Annotated in this window: 15 protein-coding genes, 2 tRNA genes and 1 other RNA gene; 7 read left to right on the top strand and 11 right to left on the bottom strand. The window is 73.8% G+C overall.

Annotated features, from left to right (window positions below):
• Position 1 precedes the first annotated feature (1 nt).
• Together J8M51_RS40145 and J8M51_RS40140 are read left to right on the top strand one after the other, a co-directional pair.
• Positions 2-604: a response regulator transcription factor gene (locus tag J8M51_RS40145; RefSeq protein WP_267300034.1), complete on the top strand. Its 603-nt coding sequence runs from the start codon at positions 2-4 to the stop codon at positions 602-604.
• A gap of 23 nt (positions 605-627) precedes the next feature.
• Positions 628-700, top strand: a tRNA-Gly gene (locus tag J8M51_RS40140).
• A gap of 54 nt (positions 701-754) precedes the next feature.
• Here the strand turns inward: J8M51_RS40140 and J8M51_RS40135 are convergent.
• The 6 genes from J8M51_RS40135 to ffs all read right to left on the bottom strand — a co-directional run bounded on the left by J8M51_RS40135 (position 755) and on the right by ffs (position 10,036).
• Positions 755-1,654 carry a phosphoribosylaminoimidazolesuccinocarboxamide synthase gene (locus J8M51_RS40135; RefSeq protein WP_267299934.1) on the bottom strand — a complete coding sequence of 300 codons (900 nt, stop codon included), beginning with the start codon at positions 1,652-1,654 and terminating at the stop codon, positions 755-757.
• A gap of 97 nt (positions 1,655-1,751) precedes the next feature.
• Complete coding sequence (locus J8M51_RS40130; RefSeq protein WP_267299933.1) at positions 1,752-3,266, bottom strand: N,N-dimethylformamidase beta subunit family domain-containing protein; 1,515 nt, start codon at positions 3,264-3,266, stop codon at positions 1,752-1,754.
• A 194-nt stretch (positions 3,267-3,460) separates the two neighbouring features.
• Positions 3,461-5,518: a M48 family metalloprotease gene (locus J8M51_RS40125; protein ID WP_267300033.1), complete on the bottom strand. Its 2,058-nt coding sequence runs from the start codon at positions 5,516-5,518 to the stop codon at positions 3,461-3,463.
• A gap of 540 nt (positions 5,519-6,058) precedes the next feature.
• Positions 6,059-7,312: a phosphoribosylamine--glycine ligase gene (gene purD / locus J8M51_RS40120; protein ID WP_216591796.1), complete on the bottom strand. Its 1,254-nt coding sequence runs from the start codon at positions 7,310-7,312 to the stop codon at positions 6,059-6,061.
• A gap of 152 nt (positions 7,313-7,464) precedes the next feature.
• Positions 7,465-9,804, bottom strand: coding sequence for a DNA polymerase III subunit gamma and tau (locus J8M51_RS40115; protein WP_267299932.1), 2,340 nt, complete (start codon positions 9,802-9,804; stop codon positions 7,465-7,467).
• Between the two features lie 135 nt (positions 9,805-9,939).
• Positions 9,940-10,036: signal recognition particle sRNA small type (ffs, locus tag J8M51_RS40110), an RNA gene on the bottom strand.
• 120 nt (positions 10,037-10,156) lie between these two features.
• Here ffs and J8M51_RS40105 point away from each other — a divergent pair.
• Positions 10,157-10,244, top strand: a tRNA-Ser gene (locus J8M51_RS40105).
• A 165-nt stretch (positions 10,245-10,409) separates the two neighbouring features.
• Here J8M51_RS40105 and J8M51_RS40100 read toward each other — a convergent pair.
• Positions 10,410-10,853, bottom strand: coding sequence for a hypothetical protein (locus J8M51_RS40100; protein ID WP_267299931.1), 444 nt, complete (start codon positions 10,851-10,853; stop codon positions 10,410-10,412).
• A gap of 461 nt (positions 10,854-11,314) precedes the next feature.
• Here J8M51_RS40100 and J8M51_RS40095 point away from each other — a divergent pair, with 461 nt between their 5' ends.
• Positions 11,315-11,800 (top strand): cation:proton antiporter regulatory subunit, encoded by a 486-nt coding sequence (locus J8M51_RS40095; RefSeq protein ID WP_216591219.1) that lies wholly within the window; start codon positions 11,315-11,317, stop codon positions 11,798-11,800.
• A 100-nt stretch (positions 11,801-11,900) separates the two neighbouring features.
• Positions 11,901-13,211 carry a cation:proton antiporter gene (locus tag J8M51_RS40090; RefSeq protein ID WP_216591220.1) on the top strand — a complete coding sequence of 437 codons (1,311 nt, stop codon included), beginning with the start codon at positions 11,901-11,903 and terminating at the stop codon, positions 13,209-13,211.
• Positions 13,212-13,247: 36 nt separating this feature from the next.
• Here J8M51_RS40090 and J8M51_RS40085 read toward each other — a convergent pair whose 3' ends face one another.
• Positions 13,248-14,171, bottom strand: coding sequence for an NAD(P)-dependent oxidoreductase (locus J8M51_RS40085; RefSeq protein WP_267299930.1), 924 nt, complete (start codon positions 14,169-14,171; stop codon positions 13,248-13,250).
• Between the two features lie 216 nt (positions 14,172-14,387).
• Between J8M51_RS40085 and J8M51_RS40080 the strand changes: the two genes are divergently transcribed.
• Positions 14,388-15,365 (top strand): TauD/TfdA dioxygenase family protein, encoded by a 978-nt coding sequence (locus J8M51_RS40080; protein WP_086760613.1) that lies wholly within the window; start codon positions 14,388-14,390, stop codon positions 15,363-15,365.
• A gap of 62 nt (positions 15,366-15,427) precedes the next feature.
• On the opposite strand, the gene J8M51_RS40075 is transcribed toward J8M51_RS40080, so the two are convergent.
• The 3 genes from J8M51_RS40075 to J8M51_RS40065 all read right to left on the bottom strand — a co-directional run bounded on the left by J8M51_RS40075 (position 15,428) and on the right by J8M51_RS40065 (position 21,136).
• Positions 15,428-17,371, bottom strand: coding sequence for a copper resistance CopC/CopD family protein (locus J8M51_RS40075; protein ID WP_179203336.1), 1,944 nt, complete (start codon positions 17,369-17,371; stop codon positions 15,428-15,430).
• Between the two features lie 334 nt (positions 17,372-17,705).
• Positions 17,706-18,194 carry a cupin domain-containing protein gene (locus J8M51_RS40070; RefSeq protein WP_086760609.1) on the bottom strand — a complete coding sequence of 163 codons (489 nt, stop codon included), beginning with the start codon at positions 18,192-18,194 and terminating at the stop codon, positions 17,706-17,708.
• Between the two features lie 29 nt (positions 18,195-18,223).
• Entirely contained in the window at positions 18,224-21,136 is a 2,913-nt protein-coding gene (locus tag J8M51_RS40065) for a GNAT family N-acetyltransferase (protein ID WP_267299929.1), read from the bottom strand.
• 78 nt (positions 21,137-21,214) lie between these two features.
• Between J8M51_RS40065 and J8M51_RS40060 the strand changes: the two genes are divergently transcribed.
• The gene (locus J8M51_RS40060) at positions 21,215-22,012 is read left to right on the top strand and encodes a siderophore-interacting protein (RefSeq protein WP_267299928.1); all 798 of its coding nucleotides are present in this window, start codon (positions 21,215-21,217) and stop codon (positions 22,010-22,012) included.
• The last annotated feature ends 56 nt before the right edge of the window (positions 22,013-22,068 follow it).

Here is a 22,068-nt window from a genome sequence, read left to right as displayed (position 1 = left end):
GGTGCGGCTGTTGCTCGCCGACGACGAGCATCTGATCCGGGGGGCGCTGGCCGCGTTGCTGGCCCTGGAGGACGATCTGGTGGTGGTCGCGGAGGCGGCCAGCGGGCCGGAGGCGCTGGCGATGGCCATGGCGCACGAGCCGGATGTGGCCGTGCTGGACCTGCAGATGCCGGGCGCCGACGGTGTGAGGGTGGCCACATCGCTGCGGACCGAACTACCGGGCTGCCGTGTGCTGATCGTGACCGGTCATGGCCGCCCGGGGCATCTGAAGCGGGCGCTGGAGGCCGGTGTGCGGGGGTTCGTCCCCAAGACCGTCAGCGCGCAGCGGCTCGCGGAGATCATCCGGACCGTGCATGCGGGGAACCGTTATGTGGACCCGGAGTTGGCGGCCGACGCGATCTCGTCCGGGGATTCGCCGCTGACCGCGCGGGAGGCCGAGGTACTGGAGCTCGCCGCCGACGGGGCACCCGTGGCGGAGATCGCCGAGCGGGCCGCGCTGACCCAGGGCACTGTCCGGAACTATCTGTCGTCGGCCGTCTCCAAGCTCGGGGTGGAGAACCGGCACGCGGCGGTGCGGCTCGCCCGGGAGCGAGGTTGGGTATAGTAGGCCTCGCGCCACGGCGCAGCGCGGACGTAGCTCAGTTGGTAGAGCGCAACCTTGCCAAGGTTGAGGTCGCCAGTTCGAACCTGGTCGTCCGCTCGGCAAAGAAGACCCCGGTCCACTGGACCGGGGTCTTCTTCGTGTCCTGCGGGCCTACGACCAGCTCGTGCCCGTCAGACGCTCGTACGCCTCCACGTACTTGGCGCGGGTCGCGGTGACGATCTCCTCGGGGAGCGGCGGCGGGGGCTGCTCGCTCTTGCGGTCCCAGCCGGAGGCGTCCGAGGTCAGCCAGTCGCGGACGAACTGCTTGTCGAAGGAGGGCTGGGCGTGGCCCGGCTCCCACAGGTCGGCCGGCCAGAAGCGGGAGGAGTCCGGGGTGAGCACCTCGTCGGCGAGCACGAGGGTGTCGCCCTCGTAGCCGAACTCGAACTTGGTGTCGGCGAGGATGATGCCCCGGTCACGGGCGATGTCCCGGGCCCGGCCGTACACCGCGAGGGTCGTCTGGCGCAGCTGCACGGCGGTCTCCGCGCCGACCTGGCGGGCGACCTCCTCGTACGACACGTTCTCGTCGTGCTCGCCGACGGCGGCCTTGGTGGCCGGGGTGAAGATCGGTGCCGGCAGCTCCGAGCCGTCGACCAGGCCCTCGGGGAGGGCGAGGCCGCAGACCGTACGGGAGTCGTTGTACTCCAGCAGGCCCGAGCCGGTGAGGTAGCCGCGGGCGACGGCCTCCACCGGGACCATCCTGAGCGACTTGCAGATCAGGGTGCGGCCCGCCCAGTCGGCGGGGGCGCCCGGCGGGAGTTCGGTGCTCAGGACGTGGTTCGGGGCCAGGTCGGCGAGCTGGTCGAACCACCAGAGGGACAGCTGGGTGAGGACGCGGCCCTTGTCGGGGATCTCCGTGGGCAGCACCCAGTCGAACGCGGACGTGCGGTCGCTGGCGACCATCACGAGGTCGCCCGCCTCGTTCTGGTACAGCTCGCGCACCTTGCCGGTGTGCAGATGCACCAGGCCCGGAACCTCGATCGGCTCGGGCTTTTCTACGAATCCGGACACGGTTCCTCCCCGTGGTGATGTCCAAGTGGCTCGATTCTCCCGTACGGGGAGCACCGATCTTGGCCAGGGGTGGCGCGGACGATGTGCGGTGCGCTGCTCAGTCGCGTTTGCAGATGCGGTCCAGGAGGTTGGCGGTGGCCCGCTGGACCCGGGTGTCGACGTGGCCCGGGCGGTCCAGGGCCGGGGACCAGGCGAACGTCCCGGATGCGAAGACCCAGGCTCCGGAGGGGGCTCGGTACAGGGAGGTCTCCTGGTGCCGGACCGCGCCGTCGGGGGCCCGGTACGGGGAGTGGGCGAGGAGCATACGGCCCTGGTGCTCGGGAAGGGGGGTGCGCGGGAAGTAGCGGTCGGCCTCGCCGGCGACCATCCCGGCCAGCTCGTCGTTCTCATGGGCGCCGGTCGCGTCCCAGAGCCAGTGGTCGGCGTTGCGCACGACCAGGGGGTGGGGGTCGGGGACCCGGCCCTCGTACTGGATGCCCATCAACTGCTGCTCGGGGCGGTCGATTTCGCGCCACAGTGCGGGTTTGCCGGGGCCCCGGCGTTTTCGGCAGGTGAGGAGGCGGTCGGGGACACCGGACGGGGACGGGCTCAGCTCCACCTGCCAGTACATGGTGTTGGAGGAGAGGAAGACCAGCGAGGTGCCGCCGTCGCGGGCCTGTTCGGCGGTGCGGCGCATCTGGGGCGACCAGTACTCGTCGTGCCCCGGGAAGACCAGCCCCCGGTAGCGGGTGGGGTCGACACGGCCGGAGTGCAGATCGCGGGCGTCGGCGTAGGCGAGGTCGTAGCCGTAGCGCTCGGCCCAGCGGATGAAGTCGTAGGCGTGGCCGACGTGCAGGGGGAGGCCCGCGCCGGCGTACGGGCGGTCGAAGGAGACGGTCGTCGCCGCCTCGGACTCGCCGAGCAGCCGGCCGTCCTCGTCCCAGGCGTGGTAGAGGCTGGCGCCGGTGCGGCCGTCCTCCGGGTAGAGGTTGTACGCCTGCCAGGTGATGTCCGGGAGCAGGAGCAGCAGGTCGGCCCGCCGCTCGTCGCGGACGGTGAACGGCACGTGGGAGCGGTAGCCGTCGGCGGTGGTCAGGACCGCCACGTACGCGCCGGTGTTCCAGTAGCCCGGGATCTGCAGCCGCCAGGAGAGCCACCAGTGGTGGCAGGAGACCGTGCGGTCGGCGGTGAGGGGCGGGGGCTGGACGATGCCGGAGAGCCGGGGACTGGTGGTGATCTTCGCCGCGCCGTCACCGCTGTAGTGGCCGATGCGGTAGATGTCGACGCCGAACTCCTGGGGCGGGTCGACCGTGATGTGGAAGTCGATGGACTCGCCGGGGGCGGCGGCGCCGGTCGCCGTGAAGCCCTTGATCTGGCGGCGCACGTCGTCGGCGGAGCGGGGGCCCGGCGGGGTGCGCGGGGCGGGCACGCGGGCGCGTGCGCGGGCGCCCGTGGCAGGGACTTCGGGCTCGGGCGGGCCCGGCTCCACGTACCAGGGGACCACATGGCCGGTGTCGTCGAAGTACGTCACATTGCCGCGGAGCCAGGGAACGGGGCCCTGGCCGAAAGGGTCCGTCACGGCGTGGGCGAGTGCGCCCGACTCCCAGCGGCGGATGTGGTGCTCCGAGTCCATGAGTTGTTCCCCTCCCTCGCCCCCGTGAGCTTTCGCAAGCCCTTGCTCTGTACGCGATACGCACGCGATCGGTCCCAGCACATCACATTACGCACGCGCTTCGTCACCGTTCGTCGTGAATGGACGAGAGTGGAACAGCGGGGTCCGGATGGAGGGTTGGGGGCGTGGGCGTGCCTGGGGGGAGCGCGGGGGGGTCAGACCAGGCGGACCGGTTTCTCCGGGCGGACGCCGAGACGGCGGAGCCAGTCGCGGAGGGGGGCGGGATCGCCGTCCTCGACCAGGGTCAGGACCCGGGGCACGAGGTCGGCCGCCCGTACGCCGTCGACGAGGAGGGAGGGGCCGTCCAGCCAGTCCAGACCCGGGGTCGCGCCCGCCGTGTCCATCGCCGCGCAGCAGACCATCGCGGCGACGTGCTCGGTCAGCAGCTCACGGCCCGTACGGGGCGGCTGCATCGGGAACAGGGGCAGCAGCCCGTCGTCCCACAGCGCCCGGTCCGGTCCCTGCGCCTCGGCCCCGCCGGGCGCGGTGTGCGCGGCGGCCGGTGCCGCCGCCTCCTCCCGCGCCAGCTCGGCGGTGAGCGCTGCGGCGAGGGCGGCGGAGTGGGCGTTGGTGAGGCCGGGTTCGTCGGTGTCGTCGAAGTCCCTGGACTCTTCGGCGTCCCCGGGCCCGTCGGTGTCCCTGGTCCCGTCGGTGCCCCTGGTCCCGTCGGCCCCGTCGGGGGTGTGGCCGGGGCCGTGGCTGTCGCCGTGTCCGTCGGCGGCGGGGGATATGTGGTGCCGGTCCGGGGCCTGGGCGGGGTCGTGCTCGGGGGGCCGGGGTGTGGCCGCCAGATGGTTCAGTACGCGGGACAGGGTGGGGCCGCTGGGCACCGGGCCGGTGGGGTCGGTGGTCGGGTCGCTCGTCGCGTGGCGGACGCCCAGGGTGTCGAGGACACGGTGGAGGCGGGCCGCGTCCGTACGCCATTTGCGGTCGACGACCTCGTCCGGGTACTCGTGCCAGTCGACCGGGGCCCAGTCGGGCCCGGACTCGGCGGGGCCGCCGTGGAAGAGGCGGGCGGCGAGCAGGGACGCGGCCTCGTCGATCGTGCCGGGCTCTTCGAGGAGGTCGCAGGCGGGGCGCTCGCCGAGCCGGGAGGCGAAGCCCTCGGCCAGGCGGTCGCGGCGGGACAGCTCGGTGAGCGCGGCGACGACCCCCGCGTCCAGCCGGGACGGCCAGCGCCCCATCCGCCAGGCGGGCAGCGCGACCCGGGTGAGCAGCCGGTCCCAGCCCGCGTAGGCCAGACCGACCTGTTCCTGGGCGACGATCCGCAGACCGTAGTCCACAGCCTGTGCACGCTCGGCCGCCGCGGCGGCGACCCCGCGCTCCATCTCGGCCGCGTGGCCCCGGCAGCTGCGCAGGAGCAGCCGTGTCACCCAGCCGACGCCGGCCAGCACCGTACGGACGAGGGGGCCGCGCGGGGCGGAGGCGACGGCCACGGCGGCGTCCAGACCGCGCACGAAACGGCGGGCCGCGGCTATGTCCGGGTGCGCCGACGGGCCCGTACCCGCGACGACCGGTGCCAGCACCGCGCGTAGCTCACCGACCCGCATCCACCACAGGAACGGCGAGCCGATGACCAGTACCGGGGCGATGGGCGCGCGGTGCCGCCGGGGAACGGAGAGCCCGGACTCCGGGCCGGACCGGGTGCCCGACCGCAGGGCGGAACGCCGGCCCGGCGACGACCCCCGGGGGTCCGTCATCTCGTCGGCCCGGTCCCGGTCGGTCCGGTCGGCGCCCGTGGTACCGGTCGCCGCGCCGTCCGGGTCGGTCCCGGTGGTCGAGGACCGGGGCGCGGGGGTGCTGTGGGAGGGGTGGGTGCGGTCCTCCAGCCAGCTGTCGCAGTCCGGGGTGAGCGCTATCGCGGAGGGGGGCGGGACGTCGAGGCGGTCGGCCAGGTCCCGGACCAGGCGGTAGAGATCGGGCGCGGACTCCTCGGTGATCGAGACCGTGGGGCTCACGGCGGGCCGGGCGCGGGCGACGACGAGCGCGATGCCCGCGGCGGCGAGCAGCACGACGACGGCGAGACCCGACACGACCCAGCTCGCCGTGGACCAGCCCGGCCCGGCCAGATGACCGGTCGACCCGCCGACCAGCAGGACGACGGCGACGGCCGCGGGCAGCACCGCCACGGCCAGCGCCCTGCTGCGGACCCGCAGCACGGCGAGAGCCCGGGAGCGCGCGGCCTGCGCGCCCGCCTCCTCACCACCTGCCATACCGGTCACGACCCGACGTCACCCCCTGCTGTCCCGTGCGGCGCACACCGCGACGCCTGCGCCGACTGCCTGTCGCAGTGGTCGCCGCCGAACGCCCTGACGTTGCTCACTCCCCCACTGTGGCACCCGCCACCGACATCGCAATGCCGGTGGGCCAAGTGCCGGAACACTTGCGCCGCACCCTAGTTGGGGCCCCGGCCGCCGTCAGCCGGATGGGCCATCGCTCACTCGATGGAATGGCTCTGGGGAGAGGTGAAGGACGCCGGGCAAGGATCGGGCCCCGGATTCCGGTGGATTCGCCAGGGGTTTCCTGGGGTCTCCGAGGGATTCCGGGGCCTGGGGTTCGTACCCGTTGATACCCCTTCGCATGCGGATGCCGGAAAGGGGACAGTTGCTCGGGATCGACAAGGTCTCGATCCCGAGCAGGTCAGGATCGACCAGGTCAGGATCGAGCAGGTCAGGTTCGTGCGGCGGGGGTGGCCCGGCCGCGCGTGACGGGGGCGCACGCGCCGCCCGCCACGGGCCGGGCCCGGCCGCCGGTCACGCCTCGGCCGCCGCCTTCGCCGCGATGTCCGAACGGTGCTGGGAACCGTCGAGGCCGATGCGGGCGACGGCGGTGTACGCGCGGTCCCGGGCCTGGGTGAGGTCCTTGCCGGTGGCCGTGACGGAGAGGACGCGGCCGCCGGCGCTGACGACGTCGTCCCCCGCGCGCCTGGTGCCGGCGTGCAGGACGTACGCGTGCGGGGCGTCCACGGCGGCGATCTCGTCGAGGCCGGCGATCGGGTCGCCGGTGCGGGGGGTCCCCGGGTAGTTGTGCGAGGCCACGACCACGGTGACGGCCGCGTCGCCGCTCCAGCGGAGGGGTTCGAGGTCGCCGAGGGTGCTGTCGGCGGCGGCCAGCAGGACACCGGCCAGCGGGGTCTTGAGGCGGGCGAGGACGACCTGCGTCTCCGGGTCGCCGAACCGGGCGTTGAACTCGATCACCCGTACGCCCCGGCTGGTGATCGCCAGGCCCGCGTAGAGCAGACCGGAGAAGGGGGTGCCGCGGCGGCGCATCTCGTCGACCGTCGGCTGCAGCACGGTCTGCAGGACCTCGTCGACCAGCTTCGGGTCGGCCCACGGGAGCGGTGAGTACGCGCCCATGCCGCCGGTGTTGGGGCCCTCGTCGCCGTCGAGCGCGCGCTTGAAGTCCTGCGCGGGCTGGAGCGGGAGGACGGTGACGCCGTCGGTGATCGCGAAGAGGGAGACCTCGGGGCCGTCCAGGAACTCCTCGATGACGACCCGGCCGCAGGCGAGGGCGTGTTCACGGGCCTCGGCGAGGTCCGCCGTCACCACGACACCCTTGCCGGCCGCGAGCCCGTCGTCCTTCACGACGTACGGCGCGCCGAACGCGTCCAGGGCCTCGTCGATCTCCTCGGCGGTCGTGCAGACGTACGACCGCGCGGTGGGGACACCGGCTCCGGCCATGACGTCCTTGGCGAAGGCCTTGGAGCCTTCCAGCTGCGCGGCCTCGCCGGACGGGCCGAACACGGGGATGCCCGCCTCGCGTACGGCGTCGGCGACACCGGCGACCAGCGGGGCCTCCGGCCCCACGACCACCAGATCGGCCTCCAGCCGGGTGGCCAGCGCGGCCACGGCGGCGCCGTCCAGCGCGTCGACCGCGTGCAGTTCGGCCACCTCCGCGATGCCCGCGTTGCCGGGCGCGCAGTGGAGTGCGGTGACGTCGGAATCCAGGGACAGCGAACGGCACAGCGCGTGCTCACGAGCACCGGTACCAATGACGAGGACCTTCACGGGGTTCAGCCTAGCCGGAGGGGGTGGGGGGCTTTGTGGGGGCTTCCGAAGAGTGGGACGGGCGGGGTTCGTCGGATCGTACGAAGGAGGGGTTGCGCAGGAGGGGTTACGAAGGTGGGGTGGGGTGAGGGCTGGGAGCGAGCGTGCTCGTCCTATTCGTTCGCGATCTCCTCGACCACCGTCGCGCCCAGCTCGCGCACGATCAGGTCGTGGCCCGAGAGCGCGGATTCGTCGAGGTCGGGGTCGTCGTCCTCGGGGATGTCGTCCTCGGGGGAGACCGGCGGGGGTTCGGGGGCCGGTGGTGGTGCCGGGGTGACAGGTGAGGCGGCCGGGGTGGGCTGGTGGGACGCGGCCGGGCCCTGGGACGCCGGGCGGGGGGCCGCCGGGGCCGGGGCCTGGGGTGCGGCCGGACGGGACGCCGGGGCCGGGGACCCGCCGTAGCCGCCTCCTCCTCCGTAGCCGCCCGGGGCCGGGGAGCCGTAGCCGCCGGGGGCGCCCGGTGAGGCCGGGCCGCCCGAGGTGTCGATGACGGCCTCGATCTTCCAGTGCACGTTGAACTGCTCGGACAGGGCCGCCCGCAGCACGTCCTCGCTGCCGCTGCTCGCGAAGTTGTCCCGGGCTCCGGCGTTGACGAAGCCGATCTGCAGGGTCGTGCCGTCGAATCCGGCGACGTGCGCGTTCTGGCTGAGCAGGATCCAGGTGAAGCGGCGGCGGTTCTTCACCGTCTCCAGGATGTTCGGCCAGAGCGTGCGGGGGTCGGGGCCGCCCGGGGCGGGGTTGTACGCGGCCGAGGCCTGGGCCGGGGGCGCCGCCGGGGGCCCGGACTGGGCGTACGCGGGGGGCGCGGCAGGGGCAGCGGGCGCGGAGCCGCCTCCGGTGGGCGCGGCCGTGGGCCACCCGCCGGGTCGGCGCCCACCGCCTGCGGGGGCCGCGGTGGGCCAGGAGCCGGGGGCGGAGCCGCCGGGCGGGGGCGTGGTGCCCGCGCCCTGGTTCGGGTGCGCGGGGGCGGTGGGAGGGGCGGCCGGAGCAGCCGTGGGCGCAGCGGCGGCCGGCGCGGGCTCGTGCGGGGCGGCCGGAGCGGTGGCGGCGGGGCCCGGCTGTCCGCCGGCGGCGCCGCCCGCACCGTACGCGTCAGGCCCCGCTCCCCGAACCGCGGCCCGGGCCGCCGCGGGCCCGCCGCCCGGGGGCACCTGCGCGGCCGGCGCGCCTTGCGGAACCTGGGGGGTCTGCGGAGACACGGCCGGGGGTGGGGGCGGAGGTGGGGCCGCTCCCCCGTGCGCGTCCGGGCCGGGCACGTACCCCATGGCGGGGCCGGGGCCGCCCGCCGAGAAGTTCACCCCGCGCTCCAGACGGTCCAGGCGGGCCATGACGGAGCGCTCGTCGCCGTAGGTGGCGGGGAGGAGGACGCGGGCGCAGATCAGTTCGAGCTGGAGGCGGGGCGAGTTGGCGCCGCGCATCTCGGTGAGGCCTTCGTTGACGAGGTCGGCGGCGCGGCTCAGCTCCGCGGCGCCGAAGACGCCGGCCTGGGCCCGCATCCGCTCCAGGACCTCGGCGGGGGCGTCGATGAGGCCCTTGTCGATGGCGTCCGGCACGGCGGCCAGGATCACGAGGTCCCGCAGGCGCTCCAGCAGGTCGGCGACGAACCGCCGCGGATCGTTGCCGCCCTCGATGACGCGGTCGACGATCTCGAAGGCCACGGCCCCGTCGCCGGCGGCGAAGGCCTCGACGACCGAGTCGAGCAGGGACCCGTCCGTATATCCGAGCAGCGAGGTGGCCATGACGTACGTCACACCCTCGTCCGTCGCGCCCGCGAGCAACTGGTCCATGACGGACATCGAGTCACGCACCGAACCGGCACCGGCTCGCACGACCAGCGGGAGGACGCCCTCCTCGACCGGGATCTCCTCCTTGCCGCAGACCTCTCCGAGGTACTCGCGGAGCGTGCCGGGGGGCACCAGCCGGAACGGATAGTGGTGCGTACGCGACCGGATCGTGCCGATGACCTTCTCGGGCTCGGTGGTCGCGAAGATGAACTTGAGGTGCTCCGGCGGCTCCTCGACGACCTTCAGCAGCGCGTTGAAACCGGCCGACGTGACCATGTGGGCCTCGTCGATGATGTAGATCTTGTAGCGGCTGCTCGCGGGTCCGAAGAAGGCCTTCTCGCGCAGCTCACGGGCGTCGTCCACACCACCGTGCGAGGCCGCGTCGATCTCGATGACGTCGATCGACCCCGGTCCGTTGCGCGCCAGGTCCTGGCAGGACTGGCACTCTCCGCACGGCGTCGGGGTGGGCCCCTGCTCGCAGTTCAGACACCGGGCGAGGATGCGCGCGCTGGTCGTCTTCCCGCATCCGCGCGGCCCGCTGAACAGGTACGCGTGATTGACCCGGTTGTTCCGCAGGGCCTGCTGCAGCGGGTCGGTGACATGCTCCTGCCCGATGACCTCGGCGAACGACTCCGGGCGATAGCGGCGGTACAGCGCGAGAGACGACACGCATACGAGGTTATAGGCGCCCACTGACAACACGGACCGGCGGACAGCCGGTACATCGCCCTCGTCCCTGGCGGGGCCACCGGTGCGCGGCGACACAGGCCGACACGGCAGACACAGGCAGACACGGGCCCGAACGCACAAGACCCCTCACGCACCCGCCAGAGCCAACCTACCCTTGCTGCCTTCCGGCCCTGGGGGAGTTCAGTCAGATAGCGCCGCGTGAGGGGCTGAGCCCAGCCTACCCGATCCCCGACGCCCGCCGACCCGCCTCCCCACCCCGTCCCCCCGCGCTTGATCACCCACCCTTGAACGGGTTCGCAAGCACCCTCCGACGTCATGTAATGTTCCCGGCGGAGGATTCGCCTAGAGGCCTAGGGCGCACGCTTGGAAAGCGTGTTGGGGGCAACCCCTCACGAGTTCGAATCTCGTATCCTCCGCCAGTGCCTCACCGGGCACGATGTCGAAGGCCCCGCTGCTTGCAGCGGGGCCTTCGACGTTGTGCGGGTCGGGTGGCTTTCGGGGCCGTGGTCGGGGTTCGGGTTCGGGTGGGTGCGGTCGCGCGCCGCCGAGGCGGCGGCCTGCGGCGGGGCGGGATGGCGGGGCGGTCAGCGGGCCGGTGGCCAGTCCGGGGGCTCGTGGGTCGGTGGGGGCTGGGCCGTGGTGAGGCGGCGGTAGGCGGCGCGGGCCTGGAGGAGGCGGGCCAGGGTCGTGCCGGTCAGGGCCGCGGTGAGGAGGCAGACCAGCCAGAACGTGTCGCGCGGGTTGGTCCAGGTCAGGACGCCGGCCGGGGGGATGGCGAAGCCGTTGAGGAAGAGCCAGCACAGGGCGGCCGTGCCCGGGGCGGCGGTGAAGCGGGCGTACCCGCCGAGCAGCGCGGCGAGCAGGGACAGCGCGGCCAGGGCCGGGCCGGGTCGGTCCGTGCCGACCAGCGCGTTGTGGACGGCGACCAACGCCATCGCGCCGCCGAAGGCCGTGGCCCACACCAGAGGGGTGGCCACGGGCTGGGGAACCGGGCGGGGGCCGCTCCCCAGGGACACCCACTGGATCACGGGCACGCTCCGGGGGATTCCGGGGATTCGGGGGATTCGGGGGCGTGCGCCGCGCGGGTCGGGGACGTGTGTGCCGGAGTGCGGCCGTCCCCTTCGGCGGGAACGGGTATCGCACCTGTCCTGGGGGTCGGCGGGACGAACGGCCGGCTCGACGTAGGGGCGTCCGCCATGGGGGTCGGGGGGACACCCGTGGAGGTCATGGTGACGGTTCCTCTCGGTTCGGCCCGGTCGGGGTCGGTCCGGTGACTTCGGTCCGGTCGAGGTTCGGTCCGGTCGGGGTTCGGTCCGGTCGGCGCTCGGGGTTGAAGGGGGATTGTTCCATCGGGGGCCGGTCCCGCGGTCGGCGACCGTTGGTCGGGGTGCCGGACGGCCGGACGGAGTCGGGGACGGTTCTCGGGGTCTCGTTAGGGTGGCACCGACGGTTGTCCGACGACATATCCGAATCAGACAGGGGGCCAGCCATGGGTGCTCCGCGCCTCAGCAGTACGCCGTTGCCGGGGATCGGGGTCCGCTACGACCTCACGACCAGGGAGCAGCGGCGGATCTCGGTGGTCGCCCATCGGGACGGTGCCCGGACGCTGAGCGCGTACCGGCAGGACGATCCGGACGCGTGCGCGCTGTCGCTGCGGCTGACCTCGGGGGAGGCGACCGCCCTCGTCGACGCGCTGACACCGGATCACCACAGCCCGAACCTGTTGTCCACCACGGAGTTGGGGCTGGTCGCGGAGCGGATCGAACTGGCGTCGACCTCGCACTGGAACGGACGTGTGCTGGGCGACACCCGGATGCGGACCGAGACGGGCGCGTCCATCGTGGCCGTACTGCGTCGGGCCGAGGCGATTCCGTCGCCGACGCCGGACTTCCGGCTGGCCGGCGGTGACACGCTCATCGTGATCGGCACCCGGGAGGGCGTGGAGACGGCCGCGGCGATACTCGGGCGGGAGTGAGCGGTTCGTGTACGTCTCCGGCTCCCTCCCCAGTTCCCTCCCCGGTTCCCTCTCCGGCTCCGCCCAGGTCGCCGCCGAGTCCGCCTCGCACTCCTCCGCCGTGTTCCTCGTCGAGTTCGGCGCGATCATCCTCGGACTGGGGCTGCTGGGGCGGTTCGCGGGACGGTTCCGGCTGTCGCCCATACCGCTGTATCTGCTGGCCGGGCTGGCGTTCGGGGAGGGCGGGCTGCTGCCGCTGGGCACCAGTGAGGAGTTCGTGGCGATCGGCGCCGAGATCGGCGTGATCCTGCTGCTGCTCATGCTCGGGCTGGAGTACACGGCCAGCGATCTCGTCTCCAACCTCAAGACCCAGTACCCGGCCGGGCTCATGGACGCCGCCCTCAACGCGCTCCCCGGCGCCGCCATGGCCCTGCTGCTCGGCTGGGGCCCCGTCGCCGCCGTCGTCCTCGCGGGCGTCACCTGGATCTCGTCCTCCGGCGTCATCGCGAAGGTGCTCGGCGATCTCGGGCGGCTCGGCAACCGCGAGACGCCCGTCGTGCTGAGCATCCTGGTCCTGGAAGACCTCTCCATGGCCGTCTATCTGCCGATCGTCACCGCTCTGCTGGCCGGGGTCGGGCTGGCGGCGGGCAGCGCGACCCTGGCCATCGCGCTCGGCACGGCGGGGCTCGTCCTGCTGGTCGCCGTCCGCTACGGGCGGCACATCTCCCGCTTCGTCTCCAGCGACGACCCCGAGAAGCTGCTGCTCGTCGTGCTGGGGGTGACGCTCCTCGTCGCCGGGCTCGCGCAGCAGTTGCAGGTGTCGGCGGCGGTGGGCGCGTTCCTGGTGGGCATCGCGCTGTCGGGCGAGGTCGCCGAGGGGGCGCACAGTCTGCTGGCGCCGCTGCGGGATCTGTTCGCCGCGGTCTTCTTCGTCTTCTTCGGGCTGCACACCGACCCCGCCAGCATCCCGCCCGTACTGCTGCCCGCGCTGATCCTGGCCGTCGTCACGGCGGCCACGAAGATCGCCACCGGGTACTGGGCGGCGCGGCGGGCCGGGATTTCCGCGAAGGGCCGCTGGCGGGCGGGCGGCACGCTCGTCGCCCGCGGCGAGTTCTCCATCGTCATCGCCGGCCTCGCCGTCACCGCCGGCATCGAACCCTCCCTCGGCCCGCTGGCCACCGCGTACGTCCTCATCCTGGTGATCCTGGGACCGCTGACGGCCCGGTGGACCGAACCGGTGGCGACCCGGCTCACCGGACGCCTGCGGCGGGCGGGGACGGTGACCCCGGGAGGGGGCGGCTCCTCGGCCGGGAGCAACTCAGCCGGGGCTGGTTCCCCAACCGGTGGTTCCACGCCCGGTGGCACGCTGCCGGCGCCTTCTGCGGGAGCCCACGGCTCCCTGGACGAGCGGAACGCGGCCGACCGGGCTTGAGGGGGCTTAAGCGGGCTTGAGAGGGCTTCGGCCTGGTTAGCTCTGCCCCTCGCCCGCCCGGACGCCCTCCCCTGTGCCCTCCCCCTCGTCGAAGCTGGCGAAATACGCCGCGGCCATGTCCTCGTCGGCGTGCCCCTGGGCGGCGGCGCGGGTGAGGCGGGCGGCGCCCGCGGCGGCGACGTCGAGGCGTACGCCGTGCCGACGGCCGGCCTCGACGATGAGGTGGGCGTCCTTGGCGGCGGTGGCGACGGCGAAGGAGGCCGGGGAGAGGCCGCCGTCGAGGATGAGCGCGGACTTGGCGCGCAGATAGCCCATGTCGAGCGGGCCGCCCTCGATGATCTCGAAGAAGGCCCCCGGGTCGACGCCGAGGGCCTGGGACAGGGCCAGGACCTCCCCGGCCGCGTTGGTGGCGGCGAGCACCCAGCTGTTGGCGACCAGCTTGAGCCGGGTCGCGGCACCCGTCGCGCCGTCCTCGCCGGTCCAGACCGTACGGGCGCCGACCGCGTCGAAGACGGGGGTCACCGTCTCCCGCCCCGCGACCGGCCCGGCCGCCAGCACCGTCAGCTGCCCGGCCTCCGCGGGCTGCCGGGTGCCGAGGACCGGGGCGTCGTAGAAGACCAGCCCGTGTGCGCCGGCCAGCCCCGCCAGCCCGGCGACGTCCTCCAGCCCGGTGGTGGTCGACTGGACCCAGACCGCGCCCCGGCCCAGCGCGGGTGCCGCCTCGCGGATCACGTCCCGGGCGGCGGCACCGTCGTACAGGATCGTGAGGACGACATCGGCACCCCGTACGGCCTCGGCCGGGCTGTCGGCGATGTGGGCGCCGTCGGCGGCGAGCGGCTCGGCCTTCTCGCGGGTGCGGTTCCAGGCGCGTACGGCGAACCCGGCGCGGAGGAGGTTGCGGGCCATCGCGGCCCCCATGATGCCGGTCCCCAGGACACTTACGGTGAGCTTGTCGGTCATGACGTCAACTTCCTGCCGCGTACAGTGCGTTGGTTCGTTCGCAGGTTCGCAGTCTCGCAGCTGGGGGTGGGGCGCCGGGCGGTACGACACCGGGCTCGGCGTCACTGACGCTTCTCGGCGGGGCGGCGAGCCCTGCCGGCGGAACCCCGATGTCGTTCAGGACACGTTCCCCGCCGGGCCGCATGCGCGGACTGCGGCGTGGGCAGACCGGGCCACGTGAGCATCGACACCGGCACGTCCGCGGAGGGACCCTGGGGCGGCCTCGACGTACGCCCGGCGGCCGGGCACATCGGCGCCGACATCCACGGCGTCGACCTCGCCGGCCCGCTCGACGACGGGACCGTCGCCGCGGTCCGCGCGGCGCTGCTCCGCTGGAAGGTCGTGTTCTTCCGGGGCCAGGAGCTGGACCACGTGGGGCAGATCGCGTTCGCGCGCCGGTTCGGGGAGCCGGTCCGGCCGCGTTCGCGGGGGTCGGTCTCGCCCGCCGGGCACCCCGAGATCGAGACGACCGCCGACCGCCAGGAACTGGGCCGCAAGCACGGCATGGACCAGGCCGAATGGCTGGAGCGCCGCCGCCACTCCACCCTCCGCGGCTGGCACGCCGACCACACCGCGCGCATCGACCCGCCCGCCCTGACCCTGCTCCGCGCCGAGCGCGTGCCCCCGTACGGCGGCGACACCACCTGGGCCAACCTCGCCGCCGCCTACGCGGGCCTGTCCGAGCCGGTGCGCCGGTTCGCCGACGGGCTGCGCGCCGAACACCGCCTCGGCGTCGGCTACCTGGCCCGCTCCGGCCCCGACCCCTACCTCCGCCATCTCCAGGACCACCAGGTCGCGTCCGTCCACCCGGTCGTCCGCGTCCACCCCGAGACCGGCGAACGAATCCTGTACGTCAACCCGTACTACGTCGAGAACATCGTCGACGTGACCAGGGCGGAGAGCCGGCTCCTGCTGGAGATGTTCGTCGAGCAGATCACGCGCCCCGAGTACACGGTCCGCTTCCGCTGGGAGCCGGGTTCGGTGGCCCTCTGGGACAACCGCGCCACCGTCCATCTCGCCCCCGGCGACACGGCCCACCTGGACTTCCCGCGCCTCATGCACCGCGTCATGATCGCCGGGGACCCGCCCGTCGGCGTGGACGGCACCCCGTCGACGTCCCTGTGCGGCGGGCCGCTGCACGAGCGGAGCGAGTAGCCGGGGCCGGGACCCGGTACCCGGTCCGGTCAGGTCCGCCCCACCCCGCCCCCTCACCTCCGCTAGCTCACCCGCACCGACTTCTCCACCGTGACCTGGTCGATCTCCGTCGTGCGGACCGTGAGCTTCATCGTCCACTTGCCGGGGAGGGGGAGCTGGAGGGTGTCGGTGGCCCAGTAGCCACCGCGGTCGGTGAGCTTCGCGTCGATCGGGCCGATCTTCTGGGACTTCAGGGTGAAGGTGAGACGCAGTTCGGGGACGGTCGCGATGCCGTCGTCAGGGCCGAAGACCACGGCCTGTACGGAGTTCTTGCCGACGCGTCCCGGGCCCAGGTCGATCTGCACCTTGCCGTGGCCGTTCGGGGTGCCGACGTCGAAGGGAACCGTCGACGAGGAGGCGGTGACCCCACCGGCCGCCGCGCCCGCGCTCTCCGCGGCGATCTCCGCCGCCGCCCGGCCCGGCAGGGTCCCCGTCAGCACGGTGGTGATCACCAGCACGACGACCGCGACGGTGAACTCCGCGAGGACGGACCACCGAAGACCGAGACGGGACGTGTCGGCCGACGCCGAGTCACCGGACGCCGAGTCACCGGAGGCTGCGTCACCCGAGGACGAGTCGCCGTGCCCGGACGCCGAGCCCTCCGCCGCCGGGCCCTCCGGTGACGAGTCGGACGAGGTCCCGCCGGGGCCCTGGTCGTCGCCGTCCGGCACCCTGCTGTCGACGGCGCCCACCCGCTCGGGCACCCGCGCCGCCACCGCCACGGTCACCCGCTCCTCGACCCCGGCCACCTCACCGGCCGCCCCCAGCCTCCCGGTCCAGCGCCGCGAGAACGCCGCCGCCACCAGCAGGAGCAGTACCGCGCCCAGCTTGACGACCAGGACCTCCCCGTACGCCGTGGAGGTGAGGGCGGACCAGGAGCCGAGGCCGCGCCAGGACTGGTAGACACCGGTGACGACGAGGACGATCACCGAGGCGAAGGCGAGCCGCGAGAAACGGGCGACCACGGCGGCCGACAGGGTGTGCGGCGCCCGGTACAACACGGTGAGCAGCGCGGTCAGCCCGCCCAGCCAGACGGCCATGGCGAGCAGATGCAGCACGGAGGACGTCATCGCGACCGGCACCTGGATACCGGCCGAGGCGTGCTCGGCGGCCGCCCAGGTCCCGGCGAGCCCGACGGAGAGCAGCGCCCCGCAGACGAGCGCGCCCTTGCCCCATGCCTCCGCACGCTCCCCCTGTTCCCCGCGCTCCCCCTGATTGCCCTGGTTTCCCTGCCGCCGTACGCGTACGAGCAGGGCGGCGGCCAGCGCGAGCAGCGCCAGCCGGGCCAGGAGGGCGAGTCCCGGGCGGGACACCATCGTTTCGCGCAGGACGGTGAGGTCGAAGGCGGCGCCGACGCCGCTGCCCCGCTCGTACGGTCCGCGGAGCAGCAGCAGTACGGCCGAGGCCAGCGACAGGGCCAGCCAGCCCGACAGCAGCAGCCTGCGCAGCACCTCGCTCGGGCCGCCGAGCACGACCGCGAGGAAGAAGGTCACGCCGATGAGCAGGGCGAGGGCGCCGTACGCGAAGTAGCGGGTGATGTCGTAGAGGGAGGCGGTGAGCGGGTCCTCGGTGAGGTCGGCGGGGAGGACCGCGGTGGTCGCGGAGGGTTCGCCGATGGAGAAGAGTAGGGCCCCCGAGATGGGGTGGCTGTCGGCCGAGACCACCCGCCAGGCGATCGTGTACGTGCCGTCGGCGAGGCCGGTGGGGAGGGTGACCCGGGCCGTGTCGGCCCGGCCGCCCGCGCGTCCGGGCTTGCCCGTCTCGACGGCCCGGTTCTCCGGGTCGACGACGCGGAGGGAGTCCTCCAGGAGGCTCACCGACTCGGTGAAGCGGAGGGTGATGTCCCGGGGAGCGGTGTCGAGGACGCTGCCGTCGACGGGATCGCTCCCCTTGAGAGCGGCGTGCGCGGACGCGGTGCCCGCCCCGCCGCCGAGGAGGAGCAGGACCAGCACGGTGCCCAGCAGCACCAGGCGCTGAACCCCTCGGGCCGCCCCGCCGGTTCGCACCCTTCCCCCGGTTCGGCCGTGCCGCCTCGGGCCACCGTCTCCATCGCCGGCCCCGGCCCGGGACCGGACCGGGACCCTGTCCCTGCCCCCGTCCCTGCCCTCGCCCACGGCTGGGTCGTTGTGGTCGCTGTACCTGCCTCGGTCCACGTAGTGCTCCGGATCCACGGTCGCCGGCTCTCGGACTCCTCGAACAGGTACGCACGTCACGAACACGGCGTTCAACTCGTTCGACGCGTTCCGCACCGGCCCACCCCTCCGCCCATCCCTTCGTCATCCCCTCCGCCCACGCCGGGGCCTACGCCCGCCCCAGCTCGCCGATCTCGGCGGCCCGGTCCGGATACAGCCGTGCCAGCTCCGCGGGGTCCCCGTGCTCGTACCCCTCGAAGGTGAACCCCGGCGCCATCGTGCACCCGAACAACGTCCAGCCCCCGCCCTCACCACCGCCAGGGACCCGGGCCCCCATCCACGTCCCCGCGGGCACGACGTACTGCACATGCTGCCCGTCCAGCACGTGCGGCCCGAGGACGACGACCCGGGAGGACCCGTCCGGGGCGAGCAGCAGCATCCGCAGCGGATCGCCGAGGTGGAAGTGCCAGATCTCGTCGCCGGGCAGCCGGTGCAGCGCGGAGTAGTCGCCGGGCGCGGTGGTGAGCAGGGCGACGATCGCGGTCCCCTCCGGCCGTCCGTCCCCCCGCTCGGGCCCCGCCCACGTCTGCCGGAAACGTCCGCCTTCGCGCGGAATGGGCTGCAGCTCGTAGTGCGCTACGAGGTCTTCGGGAGTCATCCGCCAGAGGCTACGCCCCTCACCCGAACCTACTGACCGGACGCAGCCCCCGGCCCGCCGAACACGGTCTCCCGCCGCAGGAACGCCAACCGGGCCCGCTTCTCGGGGAGATACACCTCCGGCAGGTCGATCTCCGGCAGGACGACGACCGGCCCGCTCTCGAACCCCTGCCGCAGGAACCGCGCGATCGCCCGCTCGTTCCGCTCGTCCGGGTCGACGACGACCCGCGGCCGGTCCAGCCCGATCAGCACGTACGAGGCGAAGGCCGCGAACACCGAGGACGACCAGCCCGGCCGGTCTCCGCCCTCCCCGGCGGGCGCCAGCAGCACATGCACGCCGATGTCGCCGGGCTGGACGTCGTAGCACTCGCCGACCCGGTCGGCCTCCGGTTCGTACGTCTGCAGCAGCCCGACCGGCACGCCGTCGCGCACCGCGAGATAGGCGTGGTGCGTGTCGAAGGCCTCCAGGCCCTCGTACACCTCCCGCACCTGCTCCTCCGTCAGCCCGTTCATGCCCCAGAACCCGGCCCTCGGCTCGCTCACCCAGCCGTGGACCACCCCGGCATCGGCCTTCGCGTCCAACGGCAGGATCCGCACGGTCCCGAACCCGTCGACCACCTGCTCGTGCACGGCCACGCGATCGCCGTACGGCTCCCTCGGGGCGGTCGGCTCAACGGCCATGGCGCTTCTCCTCGCTGCGGAGTCGGTGTCGTCGTCTTCCTTGGTGAACCGGTCCCAATCGGTGAGGACCGGTACGAGATCTCCCCTGAGCCACAGGGGAAGCTGGTCGCGGTGGTGCGCCGAACCGGCCACGCCGGACGCCCCGAACGGCACCACCCAGAGGCTGTCCTCGCGCCGGGCCAGATCCCAGACGTAGCGGGCGGCGGGCCCGCGTGCGCTGAGGTCGGTGACACCGGGAACGGCGGAGGTGCAGAGCACACAGTCGTGGTCACCGGCGAGCCCCGGCTCACGCGGGGCGCTCGCGTCGTCCGCCGGGAGCGCGCGCCACGGCACGAGCCGGTGGCTGTCGCCCCAGCACCCGGACTCCGCGCCGGCGACCTCCGCCAGCGCCTGACGCACGATGTCCGCCCGGTCGATGCCGTACAACTCCTCGGCCCTGAGCAGATGTTCCAGCGCGAAGCCGATCCGCACGGTGAGCGAGAGCCACGGCCGGAAGACCTCGGGGTACGTCGGCGGCACGGCCAGCCCCGCGAACGCGGGCTCCGCCGCGAGCCGCCGTACGACCGCCCCGCGCAACGCCGCGTACGCCGTCGCCTCCTCGCTGTCGGCCTCCATCCGCCGGTCCCAGCGCAGCAGCCGTTCGCGAAGCGCGGTCGCGTCCGGTGTGAGGTCGGCGAGGGCGGCCAGGCGATCCAACAGAGGCCCGGCGGAAGCCAGATGGGTGTCCATGTGGAGCGCGGGCATGTCCGCGGCGGACCACGCCTCCTTCCCGTCCAGCAGCGCGCGGATGCGCTCGGCACGGTGCGGCGGGGCGAACTCCACGCCCAACGGGGTCGCCGGACCACGCTGGTTGGCCATCACCGCGACACCGTCCTCGACCGTGCCGTACGGCATCTCGTGCCACCCCTCCCACGCGTGCCCCGGCTCCCAGGCCGCGACCACCCGGGTCCGGTTGTCCCGGCTCCGCACCGGCACCCGCCCCGCCACCCGGTGCAGCAGCCCGCCCCGCGTGTCCGCCGCCTGCACGACGTTCACCGGCTCGGCCCACCGGTCGAACGCCCGGTCCACATCGGCGACCTCCCGCGCCCGGAGCAGCGGCAGCAGCGCGCCGAACCCGAGATCCTCCGTGACACGCGGCGGACAACGGAGGCTGATCGGACCGGCAGCCGGGGCATCGGCACCGGCACCGGCACCGGCACCGGCACCGGCACCGGCACCGGCACCGGCACCGGCGTGGGAACGGGGGGCCGGGCCGCCGATGACGACCGGTCCCCGCGCCGTCTCGATCACCTCCACCTCCACGGACTCCCCGCCCGCGACCTCGACCACCTCCACCTGCCGGTGCACGGCCCGCCACACCCCGTCCGGATCCAGCGCCTCGACGACACCCCCGTCGCTCCCGCCGCTCCCCTCGCCCCCGTGGCCCTCCTCGCCGTGGCGCAGCCGCTCCCGGTACAGGTCCTGGTAGTCGGCCATGGCGTTGGTGATGGCCCAGGCCACGCTCCCGGTGTGGCCGAAGTGGGCGATGCCGGGCACACCGGGGACGGCGAGGCCGACGACGTCGAACTCGGGGCAGGAGAGGTGGATCTGCTGGTAGACCCCCGGTTCCTCGATGAACCGGTGCGGATCACCGGCGATGACGGCCTGCCCGGTGGTCGTACGGGACCCGTCGACGAGCCACCCGTTGCTGCCGGAGGTGGCGGGCCCGTCGGTGGCGAAGAGCCCGACCGCGTCCGCGCCGAGATGCCGTACGGCCTCCTCGCGCCAGAGTTTGGCGGGGAACCCGGCGAACAGGGCGTGCGTGGCAAGCCAGACGCCGAGCGGATGCCAGTCCTCCCAGCGCCCGGGTGTGAGCCCGGCGCGCTCGAACTCGGGCGCGCGCCCGCTCCCTTCACCCAGCCCGTCGTTCACGCCCTCGACGTACGCCCGGACCCAGTCGGCGGTCTCCGGGTCCGTTCTCTCCAGCCGGGCGAGGCATCTTCGGGCCGTGTCGGCGAGCCGGGCCCGTCTCGCGAACAGGTCCCAGCCGAGGGAGCCGGCGCCGAGGAAGGCGGCCGAGGTGCCCTGAACGCGGTGGCGTTCGACCTCCAGCTGCCAGGCACGGTCGAGGGCGGTGACCCGGCCCTGGGCGTGGGCGAGGGCGAGGGCGTCGGCGGCACGGAGGTGCGGAATGCCCCAGGCGTCGCGATACGTCCCGTATCCCGGATGACCAGAACCGCCGCCCCGGTTCCGCTCCCGCCCCCGCGTACCGCTGTCCCGCATCCCTGTATCCCATCTGTAAATTAGGTTAGCCTCACCTAAGCAAGGTGGATCAAAGCGTACGTGAAGGGTGCAGAAGGCATGGGGCAGGGGCACGGCTGGGAGGGAGCGGTCCTCAAACTGCTCCGCGGGAAGGACTTCGTCCTCACGGTGACCGGCGCGGAACAGGTCACCGAGCACTACCGCCGGGTCCATCTCACCGACGGCGGCATGCTCGGGGCGACCGGCGTCCACCCGACCATGTGGGTACGGCTCTGGTTCGACGCCGCCGGCAAACCGCATCAGCGGGCGTACACCCTCGTCGACCCCGACCCGGCCGCCGGCACGTTCAGCCTGGAGTTCGCCCTCCACGACGGCCACGCCAGCGACTGGGCCCGCGCGGCACGCCCCGGCGACACCATCGAGGCCACGGTCCACGGCACCGCCTTCACGGACCCGGACCCGGCCCCCTCCCACATCCTCGCGATCGGCGACCCGGCCTCCCTCCCCGCCATCAACTCCCTCCTCACCGCCCTCCCCTCGTCCCCGGCGACGATCTGGTTCGAGACGTCGGCTGCCCCGGACGGAGACCCGCACCTGGATGAGGAGGCGGGGGCGGCGGCGAGGGAGGCGACCGGCGCGGAAGGCGTGACGGGCGGGCTCCCCCTCCGTCTCGACCCGGCCCGCCACGACTTCCGCCCGGTGCCCCGCGAGGACGCCGGCGCCCGCCTCCTCACCCGGGTGCGGGCCGACGCCCCGGCCCTCCTCGCGAACACGCCCACCCCCTACGTCTGGATCGCCTGCGACACCGCGACGACCCGCTCCCTGACGGCGTACTTCCGCAAGGAACTGGGCCTGCCGAAGCAGCGCATGCACGCCCTCGGCTACTGGCGCCCGTGACCACCCCCGCGGCCCGGCCCCGATCCCGGCGCGTCGGCCGGGCCGGGCTGCGGTGA

This window comes from Streptomyces griseiscabiei, from assembly GCF_020010925.1.
Taxonomy (GTDB): Bacteria; Actinomycetota; Actinomycetes; order Streptomycetales; family Streptomycetaceae; genus Streptomyces; species Streptomyces griseiscabiei.
This window is presented reverse-complemented; position numbering and strand designations above follow the sequence as displayed.

Excerpts from the sequence above, each read along its gene's own strand:
- J8M51_RS40130 (WP_267299933.1), bottom strand. The coding sequence starts at position 3,266 with ATGGACTCGGAGCACCACATCCGCCGCTGGGAGTCGGGCGCACTCGCC.
- J8M51_RS40125 (WP_267300033.1), bottom strand. The coding sequence starts at position 5,518 with ATGGCAGGTGGTGAGGAGGCGGGCGCGCAGGCCGCGCGCTCCCGGGCT.
- J8M51_RS40095 (WP_216591219.1), top strand. The coding sequence starts at position 11,315 with ATGGGTGCTCCGCGCCTCAGCAGTACGCCGTTGCCGGGGATCGGGGTC.
- J8M51_RS40085 (WP_267299930.1), bottom strand. The coding sequence starts at position 14,171 with ATGACCGACAAGCTCACCGTAAGTGTCCTGGGGACCGGCATCATGGGG.
- J8M51_RS40070 (WP_086760609.1), bottom strand. The coding sequence starts at position 18,194 with ATGACTCCCGAAGACCTCGTAGCGCACTACGAGCTGCAGCCCATTCCG.
- J8M51_RS40065 (WP_267299929.1), bottom strand. The coding sequence starts at position 21,136 with ATGCGGGACAGCGGTACGCGGGGGCGGGAGCGGAACCGGGGCGGCGGT.
- J8M51_RS40060 (WP_267299928.1), top strand. The coding sequence starts at position 21,215 with ATGGGGCAGGGGCACGGCTGGGAGGGAGCGGTCCTCAAACTGCTCCGC.